This is a genomic window from Rummeliibacillus pycnus, assembly GCF_044359855.1.
Taxonomy (GTDB): domain Bacteria; phylum Bacillota; class Bacilli; order Bacillales_A; family Planococcaceae; genus Rummeliibacillus; species Rummeliibacillus pycnus_A.
Genome location: NZ_CP132291.1, coordinates 1907269 through 1934267 on the forward strand (window position 1 = coordinate 1907269; position 26999 = coordinate 1934267).

23 protein-coding genes are annotated in these 26999 nt (G+C 35.6%); 7 read left to right on the forward strand and 16 right to left on the reverse strand.

The window, feature by feature from the left end; translation table 11 throughout:
* Positions 1-189: 189 nt before the first annotated feature.
* Both Q8X41_RS09315 and Q8X41_RS09320 read right to left on the reverse strand, forming a co-directional pair.
* Positions 190-1932 carry an ABC transporter ATP-binding protein gene (locus tag Q8X41_RS09315; RefSeq protein ID WP_397539955.1) on the reverse strand — a complete coding sequence of 581 codons (1743 nt, stop codon included), beginning with the start codon at positions 1930-1932 and terminating at the stop codon, positions 190-192.
* On the reverse strand, positions 1932-3671 hold the full coding sequence (locus Q8X41_RS09320; RefSeq protein WP_397539956.1) for an ABC transporter ATP-binding protein: 1740 nt from the start codon (positions 3669-3671) through the stop codon (positions 1932-1934). The genes Q8X41_RS09315 and Q8X41_RS09320 overlap by 1 nt, the downstream gene beginning before the upstream one ends.
* 601 nt (positions 3672-4272) lie before the next feature.
* On the opposite strand from Q8X41_RS09320, the gene Q8X41_RS09325 reads away from it, so the two are divergent.
* Both Q8X41_RS09325 and Q8X41_RS09330 read left to right on the forward strand, forming a co-directional pair.
* On the forward strand, positions 4273-5625 hold the full coding sequence (locus Q8X41_RS09325; RefSeq protein WP_397539957.1) for a hemolysin family protein: 1353 nt from the start codon (positions 4273-4275) through the stop codon (positions 5623-5625).
* A 92-nt stretch (positions 5626-5717) separates the two neighbouring features.
* Positions 5718-6614 carry a cation diffusion facilitator family transporter gene (locus Q8X41_RS09330; protein ID WP_397539958.1) on the forward strand — a complete coding sequence of 299 codons (897 nt, stop codon included), beginning with the start codon at positions 5718-5720 and terminating at the stop codon, positions 6612-6614.
* Between the two features lie 105 nt (positions 6615-6719).
* Here Q8X41_RS09330 and Q8X41_RS09335 read toward each other — a convergent pair whose 3' ends face one another.
* The gene (locus Q8X41_RS09335) at positions 6720-7736 is read right to left on the reverse strand and encodes a DUF2332 domain-containing protein (RefSeq protein ID WP_397539959.1); all 1017 of its coding nucleotides are present in this window, start codon (positions 7734-7736) and stop codon (positions 6720-6722) included.
* A 423-nt stretch (positions 7737-8159) separates the two neighbouring features.
* Here Q8X41_RS09335 and rsgA point away from each other — a divergent pair, with 423 nt between their 5' ends.
* Entirely contained in the window at positions 8160-9239 is a 1080-nt protein-coding gene (gene rsgA / locus Q8X41_RS09340) for a ribosome small subunit-dependent GTPase A (protein WP_397539960.1), read from the forward strand.
* Between the two features lie 164 nt (positions 9240-9403).
* Here the strand turns inward: rsgA and Q8X41_RS09345 are convergent, their stop codons facing one another.
* Positions 9404-10051, reverse strand: coding sequence for a response regulator (locus tag Q8X41_RS09345; RefSeq protein WP_397539961.1), 648 nt, complete (start codon positions 10049-10051; stop codon positions 9404-9406).
* Between the two features lie 14 nt (positions 10052-10065).
* Positions 10066-11181, reverse strand: a complete 1116-nt coding sequence (locus Q8X41_RS09350) for a GAF domain-containing sensor histidine kinase (RefSeq protein WP_397540236.1) — start codon at positions 11179-11181, stop codon at positions 10066-10068.
* A gap of 239 nt (positions 11182-11420) precedes the next feature.
* Here Q8X41_RS09350 and Q8X41_RS09355 point away from each other — a divergent pair, with 239 nt between their 5' ends.
* Positions 11421-11846, forward strand: a complete 426-nt coding sequence (locus tag Q8X41_RS09355; RefSeq protein WP_397539962.1) for a disulfide oxidoreductase — start codon at positions 11421-11423, stop codon at positions 11844-11846.
* Positions 11847-12365 (forward strand): thioredoxin family protein, encoded by a 519-nt coding sequence (locus Q8X41_RS09360; protein ID WP_397539963.1) that lies wholly within the window; start codon positions 11847-11849, stop codon positions 12363-12365.
* A gap of 243 nt (positions 12366-12608) precedes the next feature.
* Here Q8X41_RS09360 and Q8X41_RS09365 read toward each other — a convergent pair whose 3' ends face one another.
* Both Q8X41_RS09365 and Q8X41_RS09370 read right to left on the reverse strand, forming a co-directional pair.
* On the reverse strand, positions 12609-13937 hold the full coding sequence (locus tag Q8X41_RS09365) for a DUF2252 domain-containing protein (protein WP_397539964.1): 1329 nt from the start codon (positions 13935-13937) through the stop codon (positions 12609-12611).
* Positions 13938-14556: 619 nt separating this feature from the next.
* Positions 14557-15384, reverse strand: coding sequence for an aldo/keto reductase (locus Q8X41_RS09370; RefSeq protein ID WP_397539965.1), 828 nt, complete (start codon positions 15382-15384; stop codon positions 14557-14559).
* A 154-nt stretch (positions 15385-15538) separates the two neighbouring features.
* Between Q8X41_RS09370 and Q8X41_RS09375 the strand changes: the two genes are divergently transcribed.
* Positions 15539-16837, forward strand: coding sequence for an NCS2 family permease (locus Q8X41_RS09375; RefSeq protein ID WP_397539966.1), 1299 nt, complete (start codon positions 15539-15541; stop codon positions 16835-16837).
* A 43-nt stretch (positions 16838-16880) separates the two neighbouring features.
* Here Q8X41_RS09375 and Q8X41_RS09380 read toward each other — a convergent pair whose 3' ends face one another.
* From Q8X41_RS09380 to queG, 3 genes are all read right to left on the reverse strand, one after another.
* Positions 16881-17036, reverse strand: a complete 156-nt coding sequence (locus Q8X41_RS09380) for a multidrug ABC transporter ATPase (protein WP_397539967.1) — start codon at positions 17034-17036, stop codon at positions 16881-16883.
* Positions 17037-17437: 401 nt separating this feature from the next.
* On the reverse strand, positions 17438-17911 hold the full coding sequence (gene trmL / locus Q8X41_RS09385) for a tRNA (uridine(34)/cytosine(34)/5-carboxymethylaminomethyluridine(34)-2'-O)-methyltransferase TrmL (RefSeq protein WP_397539968.1): 474 nt from the start codon (positions 17909-17911) through the stop codon (positions 17438-17440).
* 15 nt (positions 17912-17926) lie between these two features.
* Positions 17927-19063 carry a tRNA epoxyqueuosine(34) reductase QueG gene (gene queG / locus Q8X41_RS09390; protein ID WP_397539969.1) on the reverse strand — a complete coding sequence of 379 codons (1137 nt, stop codon included), beginning with the start codon at positions 19061-19063 and terminating at the stop codon, positions 17927-17929.
* A gap of 59 nt (positions 19064-19122) precedes the next feature.
* Between queG and Q8X41_RS09395 the strand changes: the two genes are divergently transcribed.
* Entirely contained in the window at positions 19123-19815 is a 693-nt protein-coding gene (locus Q8X41_RS09395) for a B3/4 domain-containing protein (RefSeq protein ID WP_397539970.1), read from the forward strand.
* A gap of 264 nt (positions 19816-20079) precedes the next feature.
* Here the strand turns inward: Q8X41_RS09395 and Q8X41_RS09400 are convergent, their stop codons facing one another.
* The 6 genes from Q8X41_RS09400 to Q8X41_RS09425 form a co-directional block, all read right to left on the reverse strand.
* The gene (locus Q8X41_RS09400) at positions 20080-20862 is read right to left on the reverse strand and encodes an HAD family hydrolase (RefSeq protein WP_397539971.1); all 783 of its coding nucleotides are present in this window, start codon (positions 20860-20862) and stop codon (positions 20080-20082) included.
* A gap of 397 nt (positions 20863-21259) precedes the next feature.
* Positions 21260-22267 carry an ABC transporter ATP-binding protein gene (locus Q8X41_RS09405; protein ID WP_397539972.1) on the reverse strand — a complete coding sequence of 336 codons (1008 nt, stop codon included), beginning with the start codon at positions 22265-22267 and terminating at the stop codon, positions 21260-21262.
* 7 nt (positions 22268-22274) lie between these two features.
* Positions 22275-23207, reverse strand: coding sequence for an NlpC/P60 family protein (locus tag Q8X41_RS09410; protein ID WP_397539973.1), 933 nt, complete (start codon positions 23205-23207; stop codon positions 22275-22277).
* Position 23208: 1 nt separating this feature from the next.
* A complete protein-coding gene (locus tag Q8X41_RS09415; protein WP_397539974.1) occupies positions 23209-24297 on the reverse strand; it encodes a mandelate racemase/muconate lactonizing enzyme family protein in 1089 nt (362 codons plus the stop codon).
* Positions 24298-24316: 19 nt separating this feature from the next.
* On the reverse strand, positions 24317-25240 hold the full coding sequence (locus Q8X41_RS09420; protein WP_397539975.1) for an LD-carboxypeptidase: 924 nt from the start codon (positions 25238-25240) through the stop codon (positions 24317-24319).
* A gap of 111 nt (positions 25241-25351) precedes the next feature.
* On the reverse strand, positions 25352-26977 hold the full coding sequence (locus Q8X41_RS09425) for a peptide ABC transporter substrate-binding protein (RefSeq protein ID WP_397539976.1): 1626 nt from the start codon (positions 26975-26977) through the stop codon (positions 25352-25354).
* Positions 26978-26999: the final 22 nt, after the last annotated feature.

Below are 26999 nucleotides of genomic sequence, written 5' to 3' on the forward strand. Positions count from 1 at the left end.
TAGCATGAAGTGGAATCAGCTTCGCTTTCCGCGGGAGTCTTCGCTGATTCCACTTCAATAAAAATCGCATCACAAAATTTTATCATTAAAATTTATGCATTTTGACTTTTTCAGTTGCCACAAAGTGAGACAGGTGAGTCCAACTAGAAAAGCACTTATGAAATTGACTCACTCAGGTGAACTTTTAAATTATTTCATTTCGCCAGACTGGAGTTTATACATTTGATTATACTTGCCTCCTAAAGAAAGAAGCTCCTCATGCGTACCTTGTTCAACTATTTCTCCACGATCGAGCACTAAAATACGATCTGCGTTTTTAATAGTAGAAAGTCGGTGTGCAATGATAAATGTTGTACGGCCTTTTTTCAATACTTCCATTGCATGTTGAATAATCTCTTCTGTTTCCGTATCAATATTAGATGTCGCCTCATCCAATATTAATATGGCTGGATTGAATGCAAGAGCTCTCGCAAAGGAAATAAGTTGACGTTGACCTGATGATAGTGTACTCCCCTTTTCAATAACCGGTTCATCCACTCCACCAGGTAAATTCTCTAATACACGTTCACCGCCAACTGCATTCAACGCTTTTTCAACCGTTTCACGCGAAATCTCCGGATCATCCAAGCTTACATTGGAGCAAATAGTACCTGTAAATAGATAAGGATCTTGTAATACGATGCCCATGTGCTCTCGAATTGTTTGACGGGAATAGTCTTGAATATTTATCCCATCAATTGTTATTGAACCCTTTGTAACATCATAAAAACGGAATAGTAGATTCATAATCGAACTTTTCCCAGATCCTGTATGTCCTACAAGTGCGATTGTTTCACCTTGTTTTGCCTCAAAGCTAATATCTTTTAGCACATATTCCTCTTCTTTATAAGCAAACCAAACATGATTAAACGATACGTTTCCATGATATCGGTTAATTCTCGTATCATCCACAGCCTCTCCTGGCTGATCTAATAAATCGAAAATACGTTCAGAAGCAACATTCGCTCTTTCTAGTCGAGCTAACTGGTTCACTATATTAGTAACGGGATTGAACAAACGTGTAATATAATCAACAAATGCATATAACATACCAATTGAAATTACACGATTTCCAGTTAACTCAGCACCACCAAAATACCAAATAAACATGATAAATGTAAGAGAACGAATGACACCAACTAAGTTATGTGAAGTAGCGGAATCCAATAAAACAAGTTTATTTTGATATTTATAATATTCATCATTTAATTCATTAAATTCATCAGCCATTTGCTTTTCGCGTCCAAAAGCTTGAATAATGGTCATACCATTAATAGACTCGTTAATCATACCGTTCATATCAGAAAGCTTTCCTCGTACGATATGATTGTATTTTGCTGCATATTTGCGATAAAGAATAGCCCAAATGATGAGTAATGGAATCACGAGCAATGCAATACAAGCCATTTTCCAATCTAGGAAGAATAATGTGATATAAATCCCGAATATTGTCATAAAACTTGCTGCAAATTGTGATACGACCGTCACAAACAGGTCATGAATTGCTTCCGTATCATTTGTCACTCTTGATACAACTTTCCCTGCTGGTAATCGATCGAAATATCGAATCGGTAATGTTTGTATATGCTGATATACATCATTTCGCATTTTTTGAATAATACGATTTGCTCCCATTTGTAATAGAATGTACTGACCATAGCGGAAAATCGCTGTAATGATGGCTAAACCAAAGAATACAGCTAGTAATATTGCCATTGGTTTAAAATCTAGACCTGCAGTTGTTGCTTTTGCTATATGATCATCAATAATTTTCTTAGCAACTAATGGACCTGCTAAGTCTGCTGCTACTGCAATTGCTAAGAGGAAAAGCCCTGTAGCTAATGTTTTTTTGTAAAGTAGTGCATATTGCCAAAGTCTTTTTGTTGTACTCATTATTTCGCCCCCTCAATCTGTTGGCGATCATGTTGTTCTTTGTACCAACCATCTTGTGAGATGAGTTGCTCATGTGTACCTTCTTCAACGATTTTGCCGTTTTCTAAAACGATAATCCAATCTGCATGCATAATGGCTGATAATCGATGCGTTACGATTATCGTTGTTTTATTTGTGCGGATTTGTTGAATATTCTTGATAATGTTACTTTCTGTCTTTGCGTCAACTGCTGACAACGAATCATCCAATATTAAAATCTCCGGATCACGTATCAATGCACGTGCAATCGATATCCGTTGTTTTTGACCACCAGATAATGATATCCCTTTTTCACCTACTAAAGTATTTAACCCTAAAGGTAGCATTTCTAAATCTTTTTCAAAGCATGAAACTCGAATAGCTTCTTGTAATTCTTCTTCAGTAGCATTTGGTTTACCAAATAAAATATTTTCTCTAATGGTGCGAGAAAATAGCACATGATCTTGAGGTACATAGCCAATCCAATTACGTACTTGTTCTTTTGTTTGCGCCTCTATCAATTCCCCAGACAATTTCAAATTACCTTCGCCAGTAGGATATTCTCGTAATAATTGTTTCACGATTGTTGTTTTACCACTGCCAGTTTTACCTACAATCCCTAATGTTTGACCTTTTTTTAGAGATACTTCTAAATGAGATAAATTAATAGATTGTGATTGTGGATATTGGAACGTCACATCATGAAATACGATTGAGTTCGGTTTTTCAATAACCATTGGCGCATGTGGATTTTCTACATCTTCTTTTTCATTCAACGTTTCTTGAACGCGATCAAGAGATGCATTGCCTCGTTGCATAACATTAATTAATTCACCAATTGCGAACATTGGCCATACGACCATACCAAGATATACGTTAAAGGTTACTAAGTTCCCTAAAGTCATATCTCCAATTGAAACTAAATATGCTCCATAGCCAAGACCAATCATATAGCTTAATCCTGTTAATACCCTCGTAATTGGCGTAAATAAAGCATCGATTTTTTCAACGCTCATGTTTTTTTGATATACGTCTTCCGTCATATTCGCAAATTGTTGTTCTGTTTCTCGCTCATGTACATATGCACGCACAACACGAACACCTTCAACAGCTTCTAGTACACGATCATTCATCTGACCAAAAGCATCTTGCGCAGTCATATAACGTTCATGAATCTTCTTACCTAATACTTGCATCGTAATTGCTAATATTGGTAATGGAATAATAGCCGCAAGTGTTAACTTCCAAGAGACTGAAAAGCCCATCATCAACACAATCGTCGCCAAATATAAAGTAGAATCTAAAAGCGTCATGATACCAAATCCAGCAGTTTCAGAAACGGCACGCAAATCGTTGGTAGCACGAGCCATTAAATCTCCTGTTCGATTTCGTTCATAAAATGGTGGTGACATTTTTAGAAACTGATTCATTAAATTTTTTCGTAATTTGCGCTCAATAACATTTGAGCCGCCAAACAATTGATATTGCCAAACAAAATTTACAATATACGCTACAACCAATACCGCTGCTAATGCTCCAACAAATTGTAACAATAGCGTACTGGTCAACGTCTCCCGATGAATAGCATCAATAGATTCGCCAATCAACCATGGTGGTATTACTTCAAGAATATTCGCTATGATTAATAACACTACTGCAATTGTATATCTCTTCCAGTTTTCTTTAAAAAACCACTGAAGCTTTATTAGTACATCGAACATAAATTATTTCCTTCCCTTCTCTTTGTAAGTCTAGCTAGCCATCATCAATCGAATCCTTGTTTAAATGTCTTGTCATTTTCTGAATATACATAACGCTCTCTCCCTTTTTGTTTTTACACTAGCCATTTGTGATTAAAGGCAACAAAAAAGCGCATACCCCTAAAAGAGCATGCGCCAATTTAAAAGAGTACGGGAGCACACCCGTACCATCCATTAATTCAAATGATAAAGAAAACAGGATTGGGTGTGGATTCATTATGAAATTCTTTATTCATTAAACTAATTTGTAACATTTTCATGATCCATACCTCCATTTCCTTTTATTATTTAGTGTTCCTCAATATTAGCATCCCGAATTTCCAATTGTCAATACTTTTTGAAAATTTTGTACAATAATACTATAATTACGCATTTACTCATAATATTCCTTCAAAGTACTTATAATTAGGCAGAAAATGTGAGAAATATTGACAAAAACATCTAGATGATTTGTTTTTTTTCGATAAATATCTTATGATTATCATACTTAAATATTTTTATTATCACAGGAGGTGTACACTTTGTTCTCCCCCTCATTTGGGTCTTGGAACAAAGGAAGTCTTTGGACATAGCCATACGATTGACAGCATTTGCTGTCTTGATCGCATGTTCAGCAGTTTTCGTAGCAACAGAGTTTGCTATCGTAAAGGTTAGAACAACTCGAATTGATCAGCTTATCGCTGAAGGTAACAAAAAAGCTTTAAAAGCAAAAAAGGTAGTCACAAATTTAGATGAATATTTATCTGCCTGCCAACTAGGGATTACCATTACATCTTTAGGTTTAGGTTGGTTAGGGGAAGGCACAGTTGCAATACTACTAGAACCATTATTTGACCTACTAAACTTAAATGACAGTATTACTACAATCCTATCATTTATCCTATCATTCTCTATTGTGACATTTGTACACGTAGTTATGGGTGAGTTAGCACCAAAAACATTAGCGATTCAAAAGGCAGAAAGTGTAGCACTTAATATATCTGGCTTTTTAATCATATTCCATAATGTAATGTACTTATTCATCAAAATCTTAAACTCATCAGCCAATGGCTTAGCTGCCTTATTTGGCTTAAAAGGAATGAAAGATTCTGAAGTCGCAATGAGTGAAGAAGAATTACGACTCATCTTATCTGATAGTTTAAAAGGCGGCGAGATTAATCAGTCTGAATATAAATATGTTAATAGCATTTTTGAATTCGACGATCGTATTGCCAAAGAAATCATGGTACCTCGTACTGAAATCATTGGTATTGAAAAAGAATTAACATTAAAAGAAGTATTTGAAGTAATGGGTGTAGAACAATATACTCGTTACCCAATTATTGATGGCGATAAAGACCATATTATTGGACTGGTCAATATGAAGAATCTTCTAACTGCTTATATTAAAGATCCAGAAAACGGTTCAAAACCGGTTACTGAATATATGCAACCTATTATTCGTGTATTTGAAACAATGCCAATAAGTGATTTACTTCTAAAAATACAACGTGAACGTATCCATATGGCAATTTTAATGGATGAATACGGTGGTACTTCTGGTCTTGTTACGATTGAAGATATTATCGAGGAAATTGTCGGTGATATCCGAGATGAATTCGACCAAGATGAAATCCCTGAAATTCGTAAAATTAAAGAAGACCACTTTATTTTAGATGCCAAAATGTTAATCGAAAATGTTAATGACTTCTTAGGTATTAATATCGAAGAAGATGACATCGATACAATTGGTGGCTGGTTCATGACAAAAGATTTCGATGCTGTAAAAGGCGAAAAAATCACTGACCAAGGTTATGAATTCATCATCAAAGAATTAGATGGTCACCATATTCTTTATCTAGAAGTCATTAAGCTTCCAGGGGAATCAGAAGAAAACGTTCAAGATAACGCCCCTACCGATTCAACTGAATTTTAAATATCACCTTAACTAAACAACGAACGACGCACACTTAAAATAAAGTGTGCGTCGTTTTCGCTTGTCTGAAACTTTTGCAAGGGGGAAACATTGTGGACTTATATAAAAATTTAAGACAAGGGGAAAAAGGTGCCTGGCTCAGTATTTTCACCTATCTTATTCTCAGTTCTGTCAAATTAGCCATTGGTTTTATCGGACATTCTACTGCTCTGAAAGCAGATGGATTAAATAATACAACAGATATTATCGCATCTGTAGCTGTTCTAATCGGATTAAGAATTTCTCAAAAGCCACCAGATAAAGACCATCACTACGGTCATTTACGTGCTGAAACGATATCTTCACTTATTGCTTCCTTTATCATGGCTGTTGTAGGTTTTCAAGTACTCTTTAATGCTGGAAAAAGCTTTATCGATCACAACCACCCAGCTCCTTCATTATTGACAGCGTTTGTTGCACTGGGTAGTGGCGTTGTGATGTATTTGGTGTACCTTTTCAATATTAGATTAGCAAACCGTATTGAAAGTTCTGCAGTAAAGGCAACGGCTTATGATAATCGTTCAGATGCTTGGGTAAGTTTTGGTACTTCAATTGGTATTTTCGGTGCCATTTTTGGTTTTCCTATTATCGATTCCATTACTGCTTTTGCTGTAGGATGTCTAATCATAAAAACAGCTTATGATATTTTCTTTGATGCTGTACATACGTTAACAGATGGGTTTGATGAAGAAGAGTTGGAGACCCTTTCTGTGCTGGTTAAAAACGTAGACGGTGTCATTCAGTTAGTTGATTTTAAAGGACGGAATCACGGTAATTTGATTTTCGCTGATCTAACTGTCACAGTAGATCCAGCACTTAATGTATGGCAAAGTCATCATATTACTGAAGAAATCGAAAAAACAATTCGTCGTGCCAAACCTTTTGCTGTTGTACTTGTCCATATTGAACCAGAAGGTTTAACACGCGAACATGAGCACAATCTTTTTTAGTATCAATTAATAATACAATAAAATTATTTAGGTGAAATAAAAGTCGATTTCTTGATTATCAGGAAATCGACTTTTCATTTATTTTTATCGCTCTTTTATTATATTTTATACCCATGTAAACCATCTTGCATGCCCATCTGTTTTCCCCAGTATACGTTCTGAATGGATTTTATTAGCTACGATGTAATCTTGATGAAGATTAGTATCGTACATGTTGTTGTAGCAATGATATAGAGGACGTTTTGTACTAATCCCCTTCAGTTTTTCAATAAGTTCAATTTTAGCTGCTGGTGGAATTTGATTGGCAACATGAGTATGGAATATCACAATTAGTTGATTTTGTGGAATTTGTTCACAAATTGCTTGAATTTGTTCCACAGCATCACCTCGAATAAAATGGATATCTAAATTTTTTATTATTGTAGCAGCCTTATTAAATAAGCTTCTTCTTTCATGTTGTTCTGGCCAAATAAGTGCTTGTAGCCATTTCAAATCATTGGTATTTTTCAAATCAATAGGATTTAAATCCATGCCAATACGTGTTTGAACTACAGGATTTCTCGTAATAAAAGCTGGTAACTCTTCACCTCGATTTTGAGAGTTGATGGTTAACAAGCTTTGTTGATTACCAGCTTGTATTTCATTGTTATAAAGATAGTGATATTGCTCCACACCTAACTGTAAGCCTGCACTTGTACCAATTTCTATAAGCGCTAAAGGCATTTGATGTTTTTCATAAATGTCTGCAAACATTGGGTATAAATAAGCACAACGTCTTACTTCATTTGTTTGCACAAGTTTTGTTCGAAATAACTGTTTAAGCTCCTCCTGATTGGCTAGAACAAAATTTTTAAAGTAAGGAAAGACTCCATTTATTGAAAATGAGTTTTCTGTAAAGGAAGCATAGAAATTTTTTAAATAGTCTTGTGAATCTATTAATAAATATTGAGTTGCTGCAAAAAATAGATTTGGTACTGGCTGTCCTTCAGGAATAAAGCTAGCTAGCTGAATTAGATCAACATCCTCTGCAATTTGATAAGAAAGTGATTCATATAATTCACTTGAGTTTTCACATTCATTTTTTGCGAAACGACGGAAAGTTTCACTTAGATTTGGAACCATACATTTCACCCTTCCATTATTTATCAGATGCACATCTTATATAACACTATAAAATTATTGTATAATTTAGTAAATTAAATAAATTTAAATAGTTTAATTAAGATTTTTAATCAAGTAGGTCAAAAGATGAGTTATTATTTACATTGTTGTTTCGGAAAAATTAGATTTAAAACCATTGACAATTATGTTAAGTGCTGGTATTATGTTATCAACTTATTGAAAAAGAAAGAGGTGAGGTATTATGACAATTTTATCAAGCATTGAAATTATGCAAATTGGTTTGTTACAGTACGCTCACTTTTCGTATACTATCTAAGTATGCTTTCTTTTATTGTGCGTATAACCTGTAGCTGCCAATTTGCAGTTACAGGTTTTTTTATTTAAAAGCGGAACACCCGCATACACACAATAGGAGGAAGAAAAATGAATTTAACAAATTTCGGTTGGAATAATAATTGGCAAGACCAATATGATATGTATCAAATAGCAAGTCCAAATAAAAATGTAACGATTGGTCGAGTTTTATTAGAACATAAACATTCTTATCGGGTAATAACTGAATTTGGGGAATGGCTTGCTACGCCATCAGGTCATTTCCAATATAATGCTCAAATGCGTCGTGACTTTCCTGCAGTAGGTGATTGGGTCGTTTTAGAACAGCTACCAGGAGAAGAAAAAGGTATTATCCATTCAATCCTTCCGCGCACTTCGCTGTTCTCACGTAAAGTAGCTGGATTTACAGTTGAAGAACAGATCATTGCAGTTAATGTTGATCATGTTTTTTTAACTATGAGCTTGAACAAGGATTTTAACTTACGACGATTAGAAAGGTATTTAATCGCCGCATACGACTCAGGTGCAAACCCCATCATTGTCTTAACAAAGAAGGATTTATGTGATGATGTATCAAGTTATTTAAGTCAAGTTGAAACGATTTGCTTTGGCGTTCCTGTTTATACTGTTAGTAGCTTTACAGGTGAGGGAATTGACGAATTACATCAATTGCTAGCAGATGGCAAAACAGCTGCTCTACTAGGTTCTTCAGGGGTTGGCAAATCTTCATTGACCAATGCACTTTGTGGGCAGGATGTGATGGCTGTCCAAATTATTCGGGAGGATGATGACAAAGGGCGCCACACGACTACACATCGTGAACTCTTCCAATTACCTCATGGGGGTTTACTCATAGATACACCCGGAATGCGGGAATTCCAATTATGGAATAATACAGATAGCCTCGACAGTAGCTTTAGCGATATCGAATCACTCGCAACACAATGTCGCTTTCGAGATTGTGAACATAAAAAAGAGCCTGGATGTGCTGTACTTGCAGCTATTGAAAAAGGGACACTCGAGCAAGAAAGATACGACAACTATTTTAAGTTAAAACGTGAACTCGCTTATATCGAAAGAAAAACAAATGCGCAGGCTCAAGCAGCTGAGAGAAATAAATGGAAGCAAGTTACGAAGCAAACCAGAAATAAGAGTGGCAAAAAAAGATAGTGTAAACAATGCTTTTTATCCTTTTTCTACATTCTAAAGAGTATTGTATGTTTCAATTAATTTTACGAGTAAAATTAGATATTTTTGCACGTCACTTGCTCTCACTTGCAACCTAATTGACACCTCTAAAAAAGGCAACCCGTATTATACGAGTTGCCTTTTACTTATATTTCACTTGTCTCAGTCAATCCGTGCTTTACAGCATATAACGCTGCTTGCGTACGATCTTGTACTTCAAGTTTTGCAAAGATATTCGAGATATGCGTCTTCACTGTTTTTTCCGTCACAAATAGTGATGATGCAATTTCTTTATTGCTCTTCCCCTTCGTTAACTCTGCTAATACATCTTGCTCTCTAGGAGTAAGTGGATGTTTAACATGTGGAAGTTCTTCCATCATTTCGCGATTACGAATAAGCTGAGTTGTTGCTTGAGGATGAATAATATTTTCCCCTGCTATGATACGACGAATAGCTAAAACAAGTTCATCTGGCTCGATATCTTTTAATTGATATCCTGCTGCTCCTGCTTCAATCGCTGGTACAACATGATCTCTGTCAGAGAAGCTTGTCAGCATCAATATTTGTATCTCAGGAAATTTAGCCTTAATTCGTTTTGTTGCTTGAATACCATCCATTTCTGGCATTACTAAATCCATTAACACGATGTCAGGATGTAATTCAGTTGTTAGCTCAACAGCTTCCTTGCCATTACTTGCTTCCCCAATTACCTCAATATCCTTCTGAGTTTTAAGGAAAAATAGCAATCCTCTTCTAACAACATGATGATCATCCGCTATTAATACTTTAATCATTCACATATTCCCCTTTAATAAGGTAGGCGGATTAAGATTTCCGTACCCTTTCCTAAATTACTCACCCAATCAACTGTTCCCCCCAAAGCGTTTGTACGATCACGCATACTTTGCAAACCAATTGATGGTAACTTTACTAGAGAGTCAACTTGGAATCCTCTACCTTCATCTTTTATAACAAGTAATACATCTGTTTGTGTAATTGTGATAAAAATTTCTGCTTCTTTTACACCTGCATGTTTTCTTACATTATTGAGTGCTTCCTGTGTTAGTCGGAAAAGCGTTTCTTCAATACGCGAAGGCAATTGTAGTACACCGGAAACTTTTACTTTTAGTTGCAACCCCAACATTTCTGCATATCCTTTTATCGCTTCCATCAAACCACTTTCAAGTCCTTTTGGACGAAGCTGCCAGATTAGTGCCCGCATTTCGGTTAATGCTTCCTGTGTTAGATTTTGAATTTCTTTAAACGTTTCTTTAATGTCAGGTTGCTCTGACATTTCAATTCCAGCTCTAGATGTTAAAGTAACAGAGAATAATAACTGATTAACTGAATCATGTAAATCTCTTGCAAGCCGATTTCGTTCTTGAACAAGTGCCATTTCCTGCGCCTGTTTTGTTAACAGAATTCGTTTAATCGCTGAACCCATTTGGAAAGCAACCGATTCGAGTAAAGCAAGCTCATCATCTGAAAAACGTACAGTATTGGGGGAGGCAACATTGAGCAAACCAAAACGCTCTTGTCCAGATTGTAGAGGTACAGTTGCATGATGCGTAATCCCTGCACAATCTCCAATACAAGTTGTAGTTGCATTTTCAATCCGTTGGCATTCGATTATGTTAGATGCCTTTAATAATTCCTGATTACGATATTTGGATATGCACCAACAACCACCTTTGCTCAAAAACTGGCAATTATTCTGTTCTAACGCACGTGGTAAATTTTCATGTGCAATCATTTCATGTCGCCCTCTACCATTCACAAAAAAAATCCAGCCAGTTTCAAAATTGGTACCTTCCAAAAACTTGCGTAGTGCTCCTAGCAGCATAGGTTGCATTTCAGTTTCTTCATTTAATAATTCTGCAATTTCTTTTAATAAACTAATATTTGAGTGATCTGTAGGTTGCATCAAAAAGCCTCCATTCTCGGATGCCATTCTTTCTATTGTTCCTTCTATCATACCACTGCCCTCCATCACTTCCCATAATTTACATCTCAGTAATTTGACCGAGAAGGAATTATACTTTTGCTTTGAAATAAGCTATGATAGAATGGGAATAAAATCCACTTTCGAGTATAAATAATTTACAACGATTTGTATTACATCTATAATCGGAAAAGAAATATACTAATACTAGGAGATTTCATATGTCAAAAAAACTGGAGAATAGCCTTCTATTTATGTGGGTTGTATCACTAATCGCTATGATGGGTTCTCTATTTTTCTCTGAAGTTCAGCATTTTGAACCGTGTAAGTTATGTTGGTTCCAACGCATCTTAATGTATCCACTTGTCATCATTTTAGCAGTCGCATATGTTCAAAAGAATGCCCGTATTGCAGTAACAAGCGCCATATTCTCTTGTCTAGGTGTATGCATAGCATTGTATCATTATGGCATTCAAAAAATACCAGCTTTACAAGAGTCGGCTATTTCATGTGGACGAGTACCTTGTACATCTGATTATATTAACTGGTTTGGTTTTATAACAATCCCATTCCTCTCACTCGTGGCATTTATTTTAATAGCAGGTACAAGCTTTTACATGTTAAAAGCACTCAAGGAGGAAAAATAATTGGCAAATTCAAATAAATCCACTGCACAAAAAAAGGATAATAAGCTTACAATATTATTAATCATTGGGTTTATTATTATTGCAGCTTTTGGAGTCCTATACTTTATAACCAAGTCTAATGAAGACAAGCTAGCAAACAATCCTTATGGTAAAACAGATTTAAACCCAGCAACAATTGATATCTTAAAGGATAAAAACTATCAAAATATAATTTTACCTGATGAATTAGAAAAGAAAATCGCAAGCGGGAAAGAAACAATGGTTTACTTCTTTAAATCCGATTGTATACACTGTCATAAAATCACACCAATCTTAATGCCTCTTGCAAAAGATATGGGTGTACATATTGATCAGTTTAACCTTCTTGAATTTGAACAAGGATGGGATCAATATAGTATCGAAGGTACACCAACACTGGTTTACTACAAAGACGGAAAAGAACAGTTACGTGTAGTTGGTGAGCAGACCGAAGATACATTTAAAAAGTTCTTTGAGGCAACCATTCTGAAGGGTAAATAAATTTAGTCTTAAATGTCTCATATTTATAATAAGTACATTGCTTTTTAATGGGCAATGTACTTTTTTATTACAATAATTTTCTCAAGTTCATATTTCTAGCATCTCATTGAATTGGTATACCCCAACAGATAGTATAGAACCAAACTAACTAGATATAACGAGCAAAAAGAGGCTACCTTAAAAGTGTAGACAATCACTTTTAAGATAGCCCTTAGATTTTATTAAGGCGAAGGCAATAGCTTTTTAATACTTCTCTTGTACCCACTGACAGAACAATGTGTAATCATATTTCACTTGCTCTTTATAATTAACAGCAGCATATGTAATATCACGAACAAACTGATCGACATTGCCAATAGCTTTTATAATTTCAACTTCACTATGATGTGTTAATAGTACAGATTCAATGTCCGCATCAGCTCGAGCATGAATTTTTGCAGTAACCCGTCCCATCGTTTTTAGTGTTTGGTCATAGTCTTTTAATGTAACAAGCTTATCTGCTTTTACTTTCTTTTTATATGGTGAGCGTTCACGAATGTAAAAATGTTTATCTTCTATAGTCACATAACCTAGATAAGGATCTTCTAAATGATGCATAGCTTTTTGAGTTGCAACTACACGCTCTCCTTGATGTGCATGTTTTTTCCAGAATACATCACTATATGGTAAGAAATAAGCAGGAATGGAAGTACGCACTTCTTTCATTTCTAATACTAAATCATCCGTACCACCCGCTTCTTGTCCACCTTCAATAAGAATATAAAAACGATTTAGCCCAATTGAAGCGGTGCCTGTACCATATTTGCGTGCAACGTCTTTTACTTGATAATATGAAGGATTCTGCTTGTTCTCTGGATCAATCGTCAAGAAATATTGCTTCATAACTGCTTGAATTTCCTTTAGTTCTTCATCTGTTACAGGCTGGATTTCATCATTCCAGTTAAAAACACGCTTTCCTTCTTCATTGATATATGTGATGTCTGTTAATAAATGATCGTGTTGTCTTTTTCCAAGTTTCTTCAATACTTTTTTTACAGGGCCTTTTGTATTCTCTTGCGTAAAAGTTAACGTCAATGGATCATCTATCTTGTCTTTAAAGCGCTGCAATTGTTTGTAATAACTATGTAAATAGTGAGCAATACGTGCTTTTTGTTCATCCTCACTTAGCCCTTCCGCATCTGTATATAAAGCGATACTGACCGCCATTCTAAATACATCATACAAATAAGATCCAACATAGCCTTCATCAAAATCATTCACATCATAAACAATTTCGCCTGCTTCATTTTGAAAACAACCAAAGTTATCCATATGTAAATCCCCTTGAATCCAAGCTGGCTTATCTATTGGTGTATGATAAGGAAATGGAATTTTAGTTACATCATAATAAAACAAATAGGCACTGCCTCGGAAGAAACGAAATGGGCTTTCTATCATTTCCCCATATTTCACTTTACGTTTGTCATCATCTAATCCCATACATTCCACATCAAATTCATTGAATATTGTTTCTAACATATGCTCACGTAGTGCGCGTCTCGTATGCTGTACACGATCTACTAATAACTTCATCGTTCTCTCTCCTTTTTATTCACTCACTACCTTTATCTTACAACGAAATATCTAGTATCACTACTAAAAATATCCATGTAAAGAGAATGAAAAAAGACGACTTCTCGTTCTAATTTGAACAAAAAGCCATCTTTATATATCTGAGTTAATTTCATAAATCCATTTTCGTTTTTTTAATACGAACATTTCAACACATTACTTTTCACTAATCAGATTTGGATGTTCCGCTACAGACGGCGCTTTCCACGGGCTTGGCTTCAATCTCCTCGGGCCAACACGAAGTTGGTCACGAAGCCGTTGCCACAGGACGTGGCGTTCTTAGGCTTTGTTCCTTAAAAGATGTGCTCCTGCATCGCTTCGATAGCTTCGTCGCAAGAAATTCTTTTTAACAAAAGAATTTCTTCCTGCGGGGCTTTCAGCTCAAGCTTATTCCGTAGGACTTTGAATGAACTTCACTGAATTTACATCGCACGAAGGAAATGCGAATGCATTTTCGAGGACTCGCCGGCTTTCGCTTCACAATGAACAAAATTGGATATCCTAAATGTTCGGATATTTTGTATAAATTTTGCATTATGATATTGATATATCTTGAAAATTTCATAGAAAAGTTTCCCTATTAATACTTAAAATGATCTGGATGTGACCCAAATCGCTCATTGTGATTAATGTTATCAATTGTTGCCATATCTTCAGAAGTTAATTCAAAATCAAATACATTTGCATTTTCTTCAATACGGCTTGGTGTCACTGATTTTGGTATAACAATATGATCACTTTGTAGATGCCAACGAATAATTATTTGTGCAATAGATTTACCGTATTTGGAGCCGATTTCTGCAATTGTCTCATCATGTAGTACGTGACCACGACCTAGTGGTGACCATGCAGTGATGACGATATCATTTTCTTTACAGTAATTGCGCAATTCCACTTGTGAAAGGTATGGATGCAATTCTACTTGATTGACCATTGGTTTGATGTTAGCTGTAGCAAATAATTTCTCGAGATGATGTATTTCATGATTTGAAACGCCTGTTGCTCTGATTAGTTTCTCATCATAAAGTCTTTCAATCGCACGATAAGTTTCTGTAAATTTCTCTGGAACAGGCCAATGTGTTAAATATAAATCCAAATAATCTGTATTAAGTTCAGTCAATGTTTTCTCAAACGCTCTTAATGTTTCATCATAGCCTTGGTCGGTATTCCAAACTTTTGAAGTGATGAATATATCTTCTCTTTTCTTATTTGATGTACGAAGAGCTTCTCCAACTTGTTGTTCATTTTTATAGAAAGCTGCTGTATCTACTGCGACATAGCCAGTGTCTAGTGCTTTTTTTATTGAATTAAATGCTTCCTCTGGATCATCCATTTTGTATACACCTAATCCGAATCGAGGCATTTCAATACCATTATGTAATTTTTTTGTTGATGTTATTGAGTACATGTTGTTACCTCCTTTTGGGTAATCTTATTATACAAACATTGTCAAAGTATTTCGAGAATAACGACTTTTTTTAAAGGGTTGCAATCTTATATAAAAGCGAATATTATATTAAATGTTGTTCAAAATGTTCGGATTTTAGAAAGAAGGTATTTCATTGTTTCACCTGAAAGAAAATGGTACAAACGTCAAAACTGAAATTATTGCTGGTATTACAACGTTTCTTACCATGGTATATATTATTATCGTGAATCCTGCTATTTTATCAGCTGCAGGAGTTCCTGTAGACCAAGTATTTATGGCAACCATTATCTCTGCTGTTGTCGGTACTTTATGGATGGCATTATGTGCTAACTATCCGATTGCGATTGCTCCAGGTATGGGCTTAAACGCATATTTCACCTCTGTTGTTTTAACTTCTGAAGGTAAGATTGATTACATGACTGCCTTTTCTTCTGTATTTGTTGCAGGTATTATTTTCATAATTTTATCGGTAACTCCGCTTCGTGCAAAGCTTATTACTGCTATTCCCGAAAACTTAAAACGTGCGATTACCGCCGGTATCGGTTTATTTATTGCTTTTTTAGGTTTACGAATGGGCAGCGTAATTGTTGCAAATGAAAGTAATTTAGTAGCTCTAGGAGATCTAACCGCCCCAGGCGTTATGTTAACTTTATTTGGTTTAATCATTACGGTTATTTTGATGGTCCGTAATGTTAGAGGTGCTTTATTTATCGGTATGGTTATTACAGGAATTGTCGCTGCAATTACTGGTCAACTAAAAATTGATAAAGTCGTAGCTAAGCCTCATTTACCAAATGATATTTTGATCTGGAATCCACTTGATGCTCTTGGTGATGTCATTCATTACGGCTTATATGGAGTTGTTTTTTCATTCATCTTAGTCACTTTATTTGATACAACTGGTACACTTGTTGGGATTATGAAGCAAGCTGGTTTGATGAAAGGAAATGAATTACCACGTGCACGTAAAGCTCTATTAGCTGATTCACTTGGCACAACAATCGGGGCGATGTTTGGTACTAGCCCAACATCAGCATTTGTTGAATCTTCTGCAGGTGTTGCTGCAGGGGGGCGTACTGGTTTAACTACTCTAACGGTTGCTATCCTATTTATCATCGCTTCCTTCTTTGGTCCTTTGGTAGGATCTGTTTCTGGTGTTTCTGCAATTACATCACCAACACTTGTGATTGTCGGTACATTAATGATTTCTTCAGTAAAAGAAATTGAGTGGCATCAGTTCGATGAGGCTTTTCCTGCTTTCCTAATACTTTTAATCATGCCTTTAACATCAAGTATTTCAACTGGGATTGCCTTTGGTTTTATAGCCTATCCTATTTTAAAAATCGTTAAAGGTGAAGCAAAGAAAGTTCATCCATTGTTATATATCTTTGCAATCTTATTTGCGATTCAACTAATTTTCTTACAACATTAATACAGAAAGAGTTGTCCAAAATCATTTTTTGGACAACTCTTTTCTATTTATCATCAAATTGTTCGGGGTCTTGATCACGCCCAACTCTTTCTAATTCAGCTTCCTCACGTCTTTTTTCCATCTGCTTTCCTAGTGCTTGAACGTCTTCAAATGAAGTTGCCATCGACCCATTTTCAATTTGTTTTTCATCTTTACTCATTGTCATCAATCTCCTTTATCACTAGTCTGTCATTATCTATTCCCTGTTATCATAAGGGTTATGCATCATAAAACATGTACGAACAATGAGCGATTTCCGCCATATTTAAAATACAATTGAAGTATCATTTCCCTATAAATTAGGATATACTTGAAGAGAACTTTTTCATTATCATTAGGAGGGTACTTCCATGAAATTAATTTTAATTCTTGGTGTGATTTTGTCATTCTTAGTTGCAATTTTTACTGCTGGTTATGAAGACAAACAAGGTGCTTCTAACAAATAATTTTTTTCATATAAAAAGAGGACAACCTATAATGGTTGCCCTCTTTTTATATATAGAAGCTGTTAAATAATTGTTGATATTTGCTATAGCGCTGGTACTTTCAACAATAAAATAATTAGTGCATTCCTTTGAAACCTTGTTGACGTAAGGCTTCGAAAATAACAATCGCTGCTGTATTTGATAAATTTAATGAACGCACATTTTCACTTTGTGGAATTCTTAAGCATTTATCTTGATGATCTTGGATTAATTCTTTCGGAATACCTGTTGTTTCTTTCCCAAACATAAAGTAAATTTCTTCTTCAGGATTACTAAAGTCAAAGTCAGAATAAGGTTTCGTACCGAAAGTTTCAATATAGTAGATTGAACCATCAGTATTCTTTTCGTAAAATTCTTCTACTGAGTCATAATATTTGATATTGACGCTATTCCAGTAATCTAAACCTGCTCTTTTTAACATTTTATCATCTGTTGAAAATCCTAATGGACGAATTAGATGTAGATGTGTATTCGTTCCTGCACAAGTTCTTGCAATATTCCCTGTGTTTGCTGGAATTTCTGGTTGATATAATACGATGTGTAAAGACACTTCGAGACACTTCCTTTATTTTTTTGCTAAAAATGTTAAACCTTTTTGAATTTCGATTTGAACTTCTTCATCTTCTTCGTGAAGTAAGCCTTCTTGTAATACTTCTTTTGCACCTTCTCCACCGATTTTGCCAATTGCCCATGCAGCAGTACCTCGAATAACTGGACGCTCGTCTTTTTGGAAAACTTCTATTAAAGAAGGTAAAGCTGACGCTTCTTTAAAATGTGCCAGTGCAATAATCGCATTGCGTTGAATTGGCTTTTTCCCTCTCCACGAGCCTGAAATATGGCCATAGATTTCTTTAAATTCACGATTAGAAATTGTCAGTAGGGGTTCTAATAACGGCTTTGCAATTTCTGGTTCTGGTTTAAGCGCATCATGGATCCAATTAAGTTTCCCTTTATTCTTCGGACAAACGGTTTGGCAAGTATCACAGCCATAAATACGGTTTCCTATTTTAGCACGGTATTCATCTGGTAAAAAGCCCTTCGTCTGGGTTAAATAAGCGACGCATTTCTGTGAATTAAGTTGACCACCTTGTACAAGTGCACCAGTTGGGCAGACATCTATGCAAAGGCGACAATCTCCACATTGATCTTCCATCGGTTCATCTGATTCAAATGGCAAGTCGGTAATTATCTCTCCCAGATAGACATAAGATCCAAATTCAGGTGTAATGATGGCGCAGTTTTTTGCACTCCATCCAATCCCTGCACGTTCAGCAACAGCTCGGTCTGATAATTCACCTGTATCAACCATTGAACGTAGACGACAACCAGGTACCTTTTCCTGAAGAAAAGCTTCTAGTAAGGCGAGTTTTTCACGTAAAACTGTATGATAATCTGTCCCCCATGATGCACGACAGAAAATCCCTCTTCTTGCACCTTTTTTCCCTTGAGGAGCATCCTTCATTCTAGATGGATAAGCAATTGCAATTGCAATGATGCTTTCCGCTTCTTCTAACAACAACTGCGGCTCTGTACGTTTTGGAATATCTGATTCTTCAAAACCAGATTGATAACCTAACTCTTGTTGGCGGCGTAAACGATTTTTTAGTTCGCTAAATGGTGAAGCAGAAGTAAAACCAATTTTATCGATACCAATGCTTTTTGCATAGGCCAATACTTGATGCTTTAGTTCGATGATGTTCATTTGGTTTCACTCCCTCTCTATGATAAACTGGAAAAAAATATATGATTAGGTGATGTATAGTGACTAAAATTACATTGGACTCATCCATAACAAATAAAGTACCTACATTTAAAATCGGCATTATTCATTATACCAAAATTGTCGTATCAGAATCTCCTCAAATGATTAAAGGTCGAACACAGTTGTATCAAGAAAACCTATATTTGGAATTACAAGAACAACCAGTTACCGAAAGACCTGGCATTAAAGAATGGCGTACTACCTGGAAAGCATTAGGTGCTGATCAAAATCGATATCGCCATTCTACAGAAAGCTTAATGCGCCGTGTATCGAAGCAAAATTATTTAACGCCTTTCCATTCAGCTGTTGATTTAAATAATTTCTTTTCACTTCAATACGAAATTCCAATTGGTATTTACGATGGCAGTTTAATAGATGGTGATATTACGATTGCACTTGGAGATGAAAAAACAGGCTATGAAGGATTAAATGGCCGTTATAATTCATTGAAGAATATCGCCTACTCAAGAGATACTGAAGGACCATTTGGTAGTCCGTTTGTCGATTCAAAACGCACCTCAGTTACGGAAAACACCACTGATGCTATTCAATTATTCTATCTTCGCCCATCTGTATCCAAAGAGGAATGTACAAAGCTATTGAATGCTGCCGGTAAGATGTTTTCCCAAATCCATGGTGGAGACTATACAACAGCAATACTAACCAATGAACAAGCACATGTGGAAATATAGCTGATTTTAATATTCTTCTTCAGCTAATAGGGATTTTAGTTAAAAAACAGAGTTGATTCTACACGTGTTGTAGATCAAGCTCTGTTTTTATTTGTAACCATATAAGCAACAATCTTTGAGAAAACGGCCTAAATTAATGATCATACATTTTTCAAATGACAAGATTAATTTACAAGAAACTTTATACTTAATAAGTGTTATATTAATATTTAGGTGTTTATTCATAACAAGTATGTTGTCTTCTACTTTTTAGTTTGCTAAGGGTTAAATAATTCTTTCCAAAACTTTAGCAACACCATCATTATCGTTTGTATCTGTTACCTCGTTCGCTATATCCTTTAGTTCACTAACTGCATTTGACATTGCAACGGCATACCCAGACAATCTAAACATCTCTATATCATTATAGTCATCCCCAAAGACAATAACTTCAGAAGGATTTACACCATAATAGCTACATAATCTTAGTACCCCAGTTTTCTTAGAAATATCTTTATTCATTATTTGAATCAGTTTACCATTATCAGTTACGGTTAAATTAACTTCTTCTCCCAAAATTAATTGTAGCTTTTCAAGCTTATCCTTATCGAAATCAGATAGAAGTATTTTAGTTGCTTTAATTTCTTTTAATTGTTCAGTTGGCAATATATTGGGACTAAACTTTAGATTGTATATTGAAGAATCAGATATTTCCTGATTGGAATACCATTTGTCCTTTTCCTCAATACTAATTTTACATTGTGGTAAAAATTCATTACAATATGCTAGAATCTTTGTTGAATTTTCTTTCGGTATTGAATTGTGTTCTTCTAATCCTAACTTTTTATCTAATATGAATGCCCCGTTATAGAAAACAAAAGATGAAACCTCTAAAATTTCCTTTGGTAAGAAAGTTTTAACTGACCTTGGAGGTCTTGCGGTAGCTATTATTATTCTCTTCCCACTCTTATAACAGTTTAACACCGCATTAAGATTTCTATTAGATACCTGCTTATTACTATTTAATAATGTCCCATCAAGGTCTAATACAATCACCGAGGCTACCAACAATAATCACTCCTAATCCATCTAAAATATCTACTAAATAATTATAATAATACCTTAAATTGGTTCGAAAAGTAATAATACTTATTAGTAGACTAATTTACTCTGTTAGTTGGATAACAGAAAATGATAATTAAATATATTTTACAAATATTCCTAAAACACTTTATTTAACTCTACTGAACTGCTTAAAAGTATTTTTTTAGTTGGTACTCTGTATCTGTATATAATAAACAAGAGGGGCTATGCGTTCACCAATAACTGCATCAATTTCCTCAGCTTTTACACGACCTTTTTGGGTGTGAAATTGGTCGTTTTTTAATACGGATTCTAGATTGATCTAAGGGGCTGTTCAACCTTCCTTCACTTCTACTATTAATGTTAGTATGTTTTTACTATTTTACACTTCTGTCGTAGAAGCTTCTTTCTCTGCTTTCATCACATCATCATCATATAAATGACAGGCAACAAAATGTCCTGGCTCCTTTTCTTTCCATCTTGGTTCAATATGCTTACAAACTTCATGTGCCATTGGACAACGAGTATGGAATACGCAGCCTGATGGTGGATTAATAGGGCTTGGTAATTCCCCTTTTAATATAATACGTTCCCTTTGTTCTTCTATATCCGGGTCTGGAATAGGAATTGCAGATAATAATGCTTGTGTATATGGGTGGAGCGGCTCATGATAAAGTTGCTCTGAAGTCGTCAATTCTACCATCTGACCTAAATACATAACCCCAATACGACTAGAAATATATTTGACCATCGACAAATCATGAGCGATAAACAAATAAGTTAGTTCTTTTTCCTTTTGTAAACGTTGTAATAGTTTAACAACAGATGCTTGAACTGACACATCCAATGCTGAAATCGGTTCATCAGCAATGATAAATTCCGGATCTAACGCAAGAGCTCTAGCAATACCAATTCGTTGCCGTTGCCCGCCTGAAAACTCATGCGGATAACGATTGGCATGCTCTCTATTTAAACCTACATCCTCCAATAGTTCGTAAACACGATTACGTAACTCGCTTTTATCTTTGTACAATCCATGGACTTCCATCGGTTCTGCGATAATTTCAAAAACAGTGGATCTTGGGTTTAGAGAAGCATATGGATCTTGGAAAATCATCTGCATATTTTTCAACATTCGATCGCGTTCTTTGCCAGATTGTTCATGAACATCTTTGCCTTCAAATAATACTTTACCTTCAGTACGATTATATAGACCTAAAATAGTTCGACCTGCTGTTGACTTCCCACATCCAGATTCGCCAACAAGCCCAAATGTCTCCCCTTTTAAGATATCAAAACTGATGCCATTAACAGCTTTTAATGTACTGCCTTTTCCTAGATCGAAATGTTTTTTTAAATTTTCTACTGATAATATTACTTCCTTCGTCATGATGTCTTCACCCCAGTTCTGCTTGATATCGACTTACTCCACAAAGCTCCTCTTCGAACTTTGTGCCAGATAAATGAATGATTTCGACAGTCTTCCCGGTTTGTGGAGAATGAATCATTTTCCCACCCCCGAAGTAAAATCCTACATGTCGCACAGGTGCTCTACCAAAGTCGTTTGCAAAAAATAGTAAGTCACCAATTCGCCATTCATCTGGATTTCCTTTGTCAATTGCTTGACCGGCTTCTTTTTGTTCCCCTGCATCTCTTGGAATAATGATTCCTGATGCCTTTGCCATGTTATATGTAAAACCTGAGCAATCATAACCGTATGATGACATGCCTCCCCAGAAGTAAGGTAAATCCAGGAATGCTGTGCCTTTAATAACAGCTTGCTCCATGGTCGTAGGATTTCCAGTTGCTCTACTAGATGTTATCTCTACCCCATTTTTACTTAAATATGCTTTACCATTTGGTGTATCAACATGATAGTACTTTAAACTCTCGTCTCGTAATGGAAGAATTGTATTAAAAGGTAGTACCAGTAATGGCATTTCATCCTCTGTCCATAATTGAACTTTATCAGCTGTAATGATGGCAAATTTATTTGATTCTGAACCATTACTCTCAATTAATTGTGTTAAAGGGACCCATCCCGGATATCCCCTTTGATCTTTGGCAGATGGTTGATGAATTGCAACAATTTTTGCCCAATCTTTAATAATCTCATCAACAATCACTTCTTCTCCATAAAGTAGTTGTGTTTGCACACGATTCTCCTCACATAGGTCTAACCTTTCCTTATACTGCAAGGCTTCAAGCCATTTTACAAGGTTTACAGGATTTCCAGTACCCGCCACATCAATATCACGTGCAGATGCTGGTGATGTCCATACTGTAGCTACTGGCACTGCACAACGCCAAAGGTTATTTAAAACTGTCATATTAATTTCCCCCTTTGTTTATCCGTTCAATCCCTAATCCAGGTGCAGTATCAAATGTAATTTTAGAACCTTCATATTGTATACCACCTTTAAGCAAATCCTCTTTTAACATCAATGGTGCATCAAAATCATAGTGAATGATATTCGATTGACTCGCTGCAAAATGAGCAGCTGCTCCAACCCCTAACTTCGTTTCTATCATACTCCCTGTCATACATTTCATATCATGACTTGCAGCCAAAGAAGCAATTTTCAATGCTTGATATATGCCACCAGCTTTCATCAATTTAATATTAATCAAATCAGCTGCTCTCATTTCAATAACTCGTTTTGCATCATATATAGAAAACACACTTTCATCAGCCATAATTGGTGTCAATGTATGGTCTGTTACATACTTTAATCCCTCGATGTCATGGGCTAATACAGGCTGTTCAATAAATTCAATATTCAGTAGTTCGTCTTCAATTTGCCCGATTGCTCTAACAGCTTCTTTTGCTGTCCATCCTTGGTTTGCATCTAAGCGAAGTTTTATATCCAAGCCAACAGCTTTGCGAATTGCTTTTATTCGCTTAATATCTTCTTCAATTTCGCCAATACCAACTTTTATCTTTAAAATATGAAAGCCATCACGTACATAGCGTGTTGCATCCTCGGCCATTTCAATTGGCGTATTCACACTAACCGTATAGTCTGTTATTAATTCGGATCTTGCACCACCTAAATATTGATAAAGAGGTAAGCCAGCCTCTTGTGCCAATAAATCGTATAATGCCATATCAATAGCTGCCTTTGCGCTCGTATTATGAACCATCGAACGATGAAGTGATTGGAAAAGTTGCTCATGATAACGTAAATCTTTTCCTATCAACAAAGGTTTGAAAACTTCTTCAATTGCAAATTGAATACTTGCCATCGATTCCCCTGTAATAACATGTGTTGGTGGCGCTTCCCCAAATCCTTCTCTACCATTATCTAATTGAATACGAATATAGATTGCTTCTGCGACAGTAACCGTGCGTAATGCTGTTTTAAAAGCTTTCTTCAAAGGAACTGCTACTTGAAACGTTTCGATTGAACGAATGATCATTTTTTCCCACCCCGTTTTGTTATTGAACTCCTGGTTGTATTGTGATTGTTTTTTCATCCGCATCTAAAAATGCATTTGCTCCAAGTGGCACTGCAAAATGGGGCTGACAATGCCCAATCTTGACATCTCTCACAATTGGAACTGAAAGCTTACCAAAGTAATGTTCAAATACTTCATCTAATGTCAATGAAACCTTTCGTTTTGCTGGTTCTGCATGGCTAAAGTCAGCAATAATAACACCTGCAACATTATCAAATTTCCCTGCTTGTCTGAGCTGATTTAGCATACAATCAACTCGATATGGTTCCTCGTCTATATCTTCAATAATAAGAATTTTACCTTTTGTATCCACTTCATATTTTGTACCAATTCCATTTGATAACAGGCTAAGATTCCCCCCTGTTAACTCCCCTTGGCATTGTCCTGGACGAAACATTTCAATAGATGCAAAAGACTCATTATATTGGAGTACTGTTGGCTCAAATAATTGCTCGAACATCTTTGCGGATTTTTCCTTGAATGAATCTTTTCCGACATCTGAAGCGAGCATTGGACCATGAAATGTTATGAAATCAGAATATTTCCCAATGGCCGTATGTAGAAATGTAATATCTGAATATCCCCAAAATACTTTTGGATTATGTGCGATTAAATCAAAATTAATGCGATCTGTATAGCGAGCCGCTCCGTATCCCCCACAGGCACAAATAATCCCTGCAATACTCGGATCTGCGAACATTTGATGTAGGTCGTTTAATCGTTCATCATCTGTCCCAGCTAGATAGCCCTTTACTTGGAACAGCGATTCTCCAAACTTATAATTAAGACCTAGTTTTTGTAAAAAATCCAATGAATGCTCTAAACTCTTTAAATTCGGTGGACTTGAAGGTGCAATAATACCGATTGTATCCCCAGGCTGTAATTTCTTTGGTTGACGTTTCATTTTATTACCTCCCTTTCTTTCATAAATAAAACGATAAGGTAGTACTCATGAAAAATTATCATCTTATTTAAGAGAGAAAGAGCAGTGCCACAGAGTGACACCGCAATATTGTTATTTTTTATCTGCCCATTTAAGCTCTAAGTAACCTACTGGATGACGAACAACACCAGTTACAGACGGTTTTTGCAACGTTAATTGATTGTAGAAATAAAGTGGAACAATTGGCGCTTCATCGATTAATATTTTTTCTGCGTCTTGAAGCATTTTCCAACGTTTATCATTATCCTTTTCTTTTTTAGAATCAGCGATTAATTTATCGAATTGTTTATTTGACCAGTTTGTCCGGTTCATAGAAGAACCTGTGATAAAGCTTTCAATTGCATTCACTGGATCTGCATAGTCAAATAAGAATGATGAACGTGATAATTGGTGTTTCAACTCTTTTTGTTCTGTCATAAATACGCCAGATTCAACATTTTTGAGTTTAATATCTACACCAAGATTTTCTTTAAATTGACTTTGAAGTGCTACAGCAATTTTCTGATTATCCGGGCTAGTAGAATAAGTAAGAGTAACGGCTGGTAATTTTGACCAACCTTCTTCTTTCATACCTTCTTTAAGTAGTTTTTTCGCTTCGTCTTTGTTGAAAGTGATTAGATCGCCAGTTGCTTCACGGAAATCTTCACCTTTTGAATTCGAGATGCCATAACTTACGAAACCATGTGCAGCTTTTTGACCTTGTTTTGTTATATAGTCCACAATATTTTGTTGGTCTACAGCTAAAGCAAATGCTTTACGAACTTTTTCATTTGTAAATGGTTTTTTGTCTACATTAAATCGATAGAAAGCAATGCCTGCTTGGTCTTCAATCTTAAGTTCTTTATTGTCTTTCAATTCTGCAGCAAGTTCTGATGGTACAGATGAAATATCCAACTCATCATTTTGATACATTTGATATTCAGTGTTTGTATCATTAACCATTGCCCATTCAACTTTGTCTAATTTCACAGTATCTTTATCCCAATATTGATCATTCTTTGTAAATTCCATTTTAGAATCGTGTTCCCAAGATGCTAATTTGAAAGGACCATTACCAACAAATGAATCTGCTTCTGCAAACCATTTTGGATTTTCAGTCGCCACCTTTTCATTTACTGGGAAGAAACTTGGATTTGAAATAATGTTCAAGAAAGCTTCAGTAGGCGCGTTTAATTTTACGACAAACGTTTTATCGTCTTTTGCTTTGATTGCAATATTTTCAGCTTTACCTTTACCAGTGTTGTATGCTTCAGCACCATCAATAACATAGGCTAAAAATGCCGCGGGAGAAGCTGTCTTTGGATCTAGCATATGTTTCCATCCGTAAACAAAATCACTAGCAGTTACTTTATCACCATTTGACCATTTTGCATTATCTCGAAGTGTAAATGTATACGTTAATCCATCATTTGAAATATCAATTTTCTCTGCTGTTGCTGGTTCAGGCGTGTTTTTGTCATTTAAACGAACTAGACCTTCCATTAAGTTATTTAATGGGGCCCATGACACTGCATCAAACGCTACAGAAGGATCAAATGAGTTTGGTTCAACACTGTTATTTAATCGTAAAACCTTTTCTCCTTTTTTCCCATCACTTGATGTGTCTTTTGATTTACCTGCGTCTTTGGTTGCTGTACATGCTGCTAATACAAGAATCAGCATCGAAATGAATACTAACGGAAGCCATTTTTTCTTCATACATTTCCCCTCTTTCCCCTTT

Coding starts and splice junctions, on each gene's coding strand:
- Q8X41_RS09315 (WP_397539955.1), bottom strand. CDS start 1,932: ATGAGTACAACAAAAAGACTTTGGCAATATGCACTACTTTACAAAAAA.
- Q8X41_RS09320 (WP_397539956.1), bottom strand. CDS start 3,671: ATGTTCGATGTACTAATAAAGCTTCAGTGGTTTTTTAAAGAAAACTGG.
- Q8X41_RS09335 (WP_397539959.1), bottom strand. CDS start 7,736: ATGGTTCCAAATCTAAGTGAAACTTTCCGTCGTTTCGCAAAAAATGAA.
- rsgA (WP_397539960.1), top strand. CDS start 8,160: ATGAATTTAACAAATTTCGGTTGGAATAATAATTGGCAAGACCAATAT.
- Q8X41_RS09345 (WP_397539961.1), bottom strand. CDS start 10,051: ATGATTAAAGTATTAATAGCGGATGATCATCATGTTGTTAGAAGAGGA.
- Q8X41_RS09350 (WP_397540236.1), bottom strand. CDS start 11,181: ATGCAACCTACAGATCACTCAAATATTAGTTTATTAAAAGAAATTGCA.
- Q8X41_RS09355 (WP_397539962.1), top strand. CDS start 11,421: ATGTCAAAAAAACTGGAGAATAGCCTTCTATTTATGTGGGTTGTATCA.
- Q8X41_RS09365 (WP_397539964.1), bottom strand. CDS start 13,937: ATGAAGTTATTAGTAGATCGTGTACAGCATACGAGACGCGCACTACGT.
- Q8X41_RS09370 (WP_397539965.1), bottom strand. CDS start 15,384: ATGTACTCAATAACATCAACAAAAAAATTACATAATGGTATTGAAATG.
- Q8X41_RS09380 (WP_397539967.1), bottom strand. CDS start 17,036: ATGAGTAAAGATGAAAAACAAATTGAAAATGGGTCGATGGCAACTTCA.
- queG (WP_397539969.1), bottom strand. CDS start 19,063: ATGAACATCATCGAACTAAAGCATCAAGTATTGGCCTATGCAAAAAGC.
- Q8X41_RS09405 (WP_397539972.1), bottom strand. CDS start 22,267: ATGACGAAGGAAGTAATATTATCAGTAGAAAATTTAAAAAAACATTTC.
- Q8X41_RS09410 (WP_397539973.1), bottom strand. CDS start 23,207: ATGACAGTTTTAAATAACCTTTGGCGTTGTGCAGTGCCAGTAGCTACA.
- Q8X41_RS09415 (WP_397539974.1), bottom strand. CDS start 24,297: ATGATCATTCGTTCAATCGAAACGTTTCAAGTAGCAGTTCCTTTGAAG.
- Q8X41_RS09420 (WP_397539975.1), bottom strand. CDS start 25,240: ATGAAACGTCAACCAAAGAAATTACAGCCTGGGGATACAATCGGTATT.
- Q8X41_RS09425 (WP_397539976.1), bottom strand. CDS start 26,977: ATGAAGAAAAAATGGCTTCCGTTAGTATTCATTTCGATGCTGATTCTT.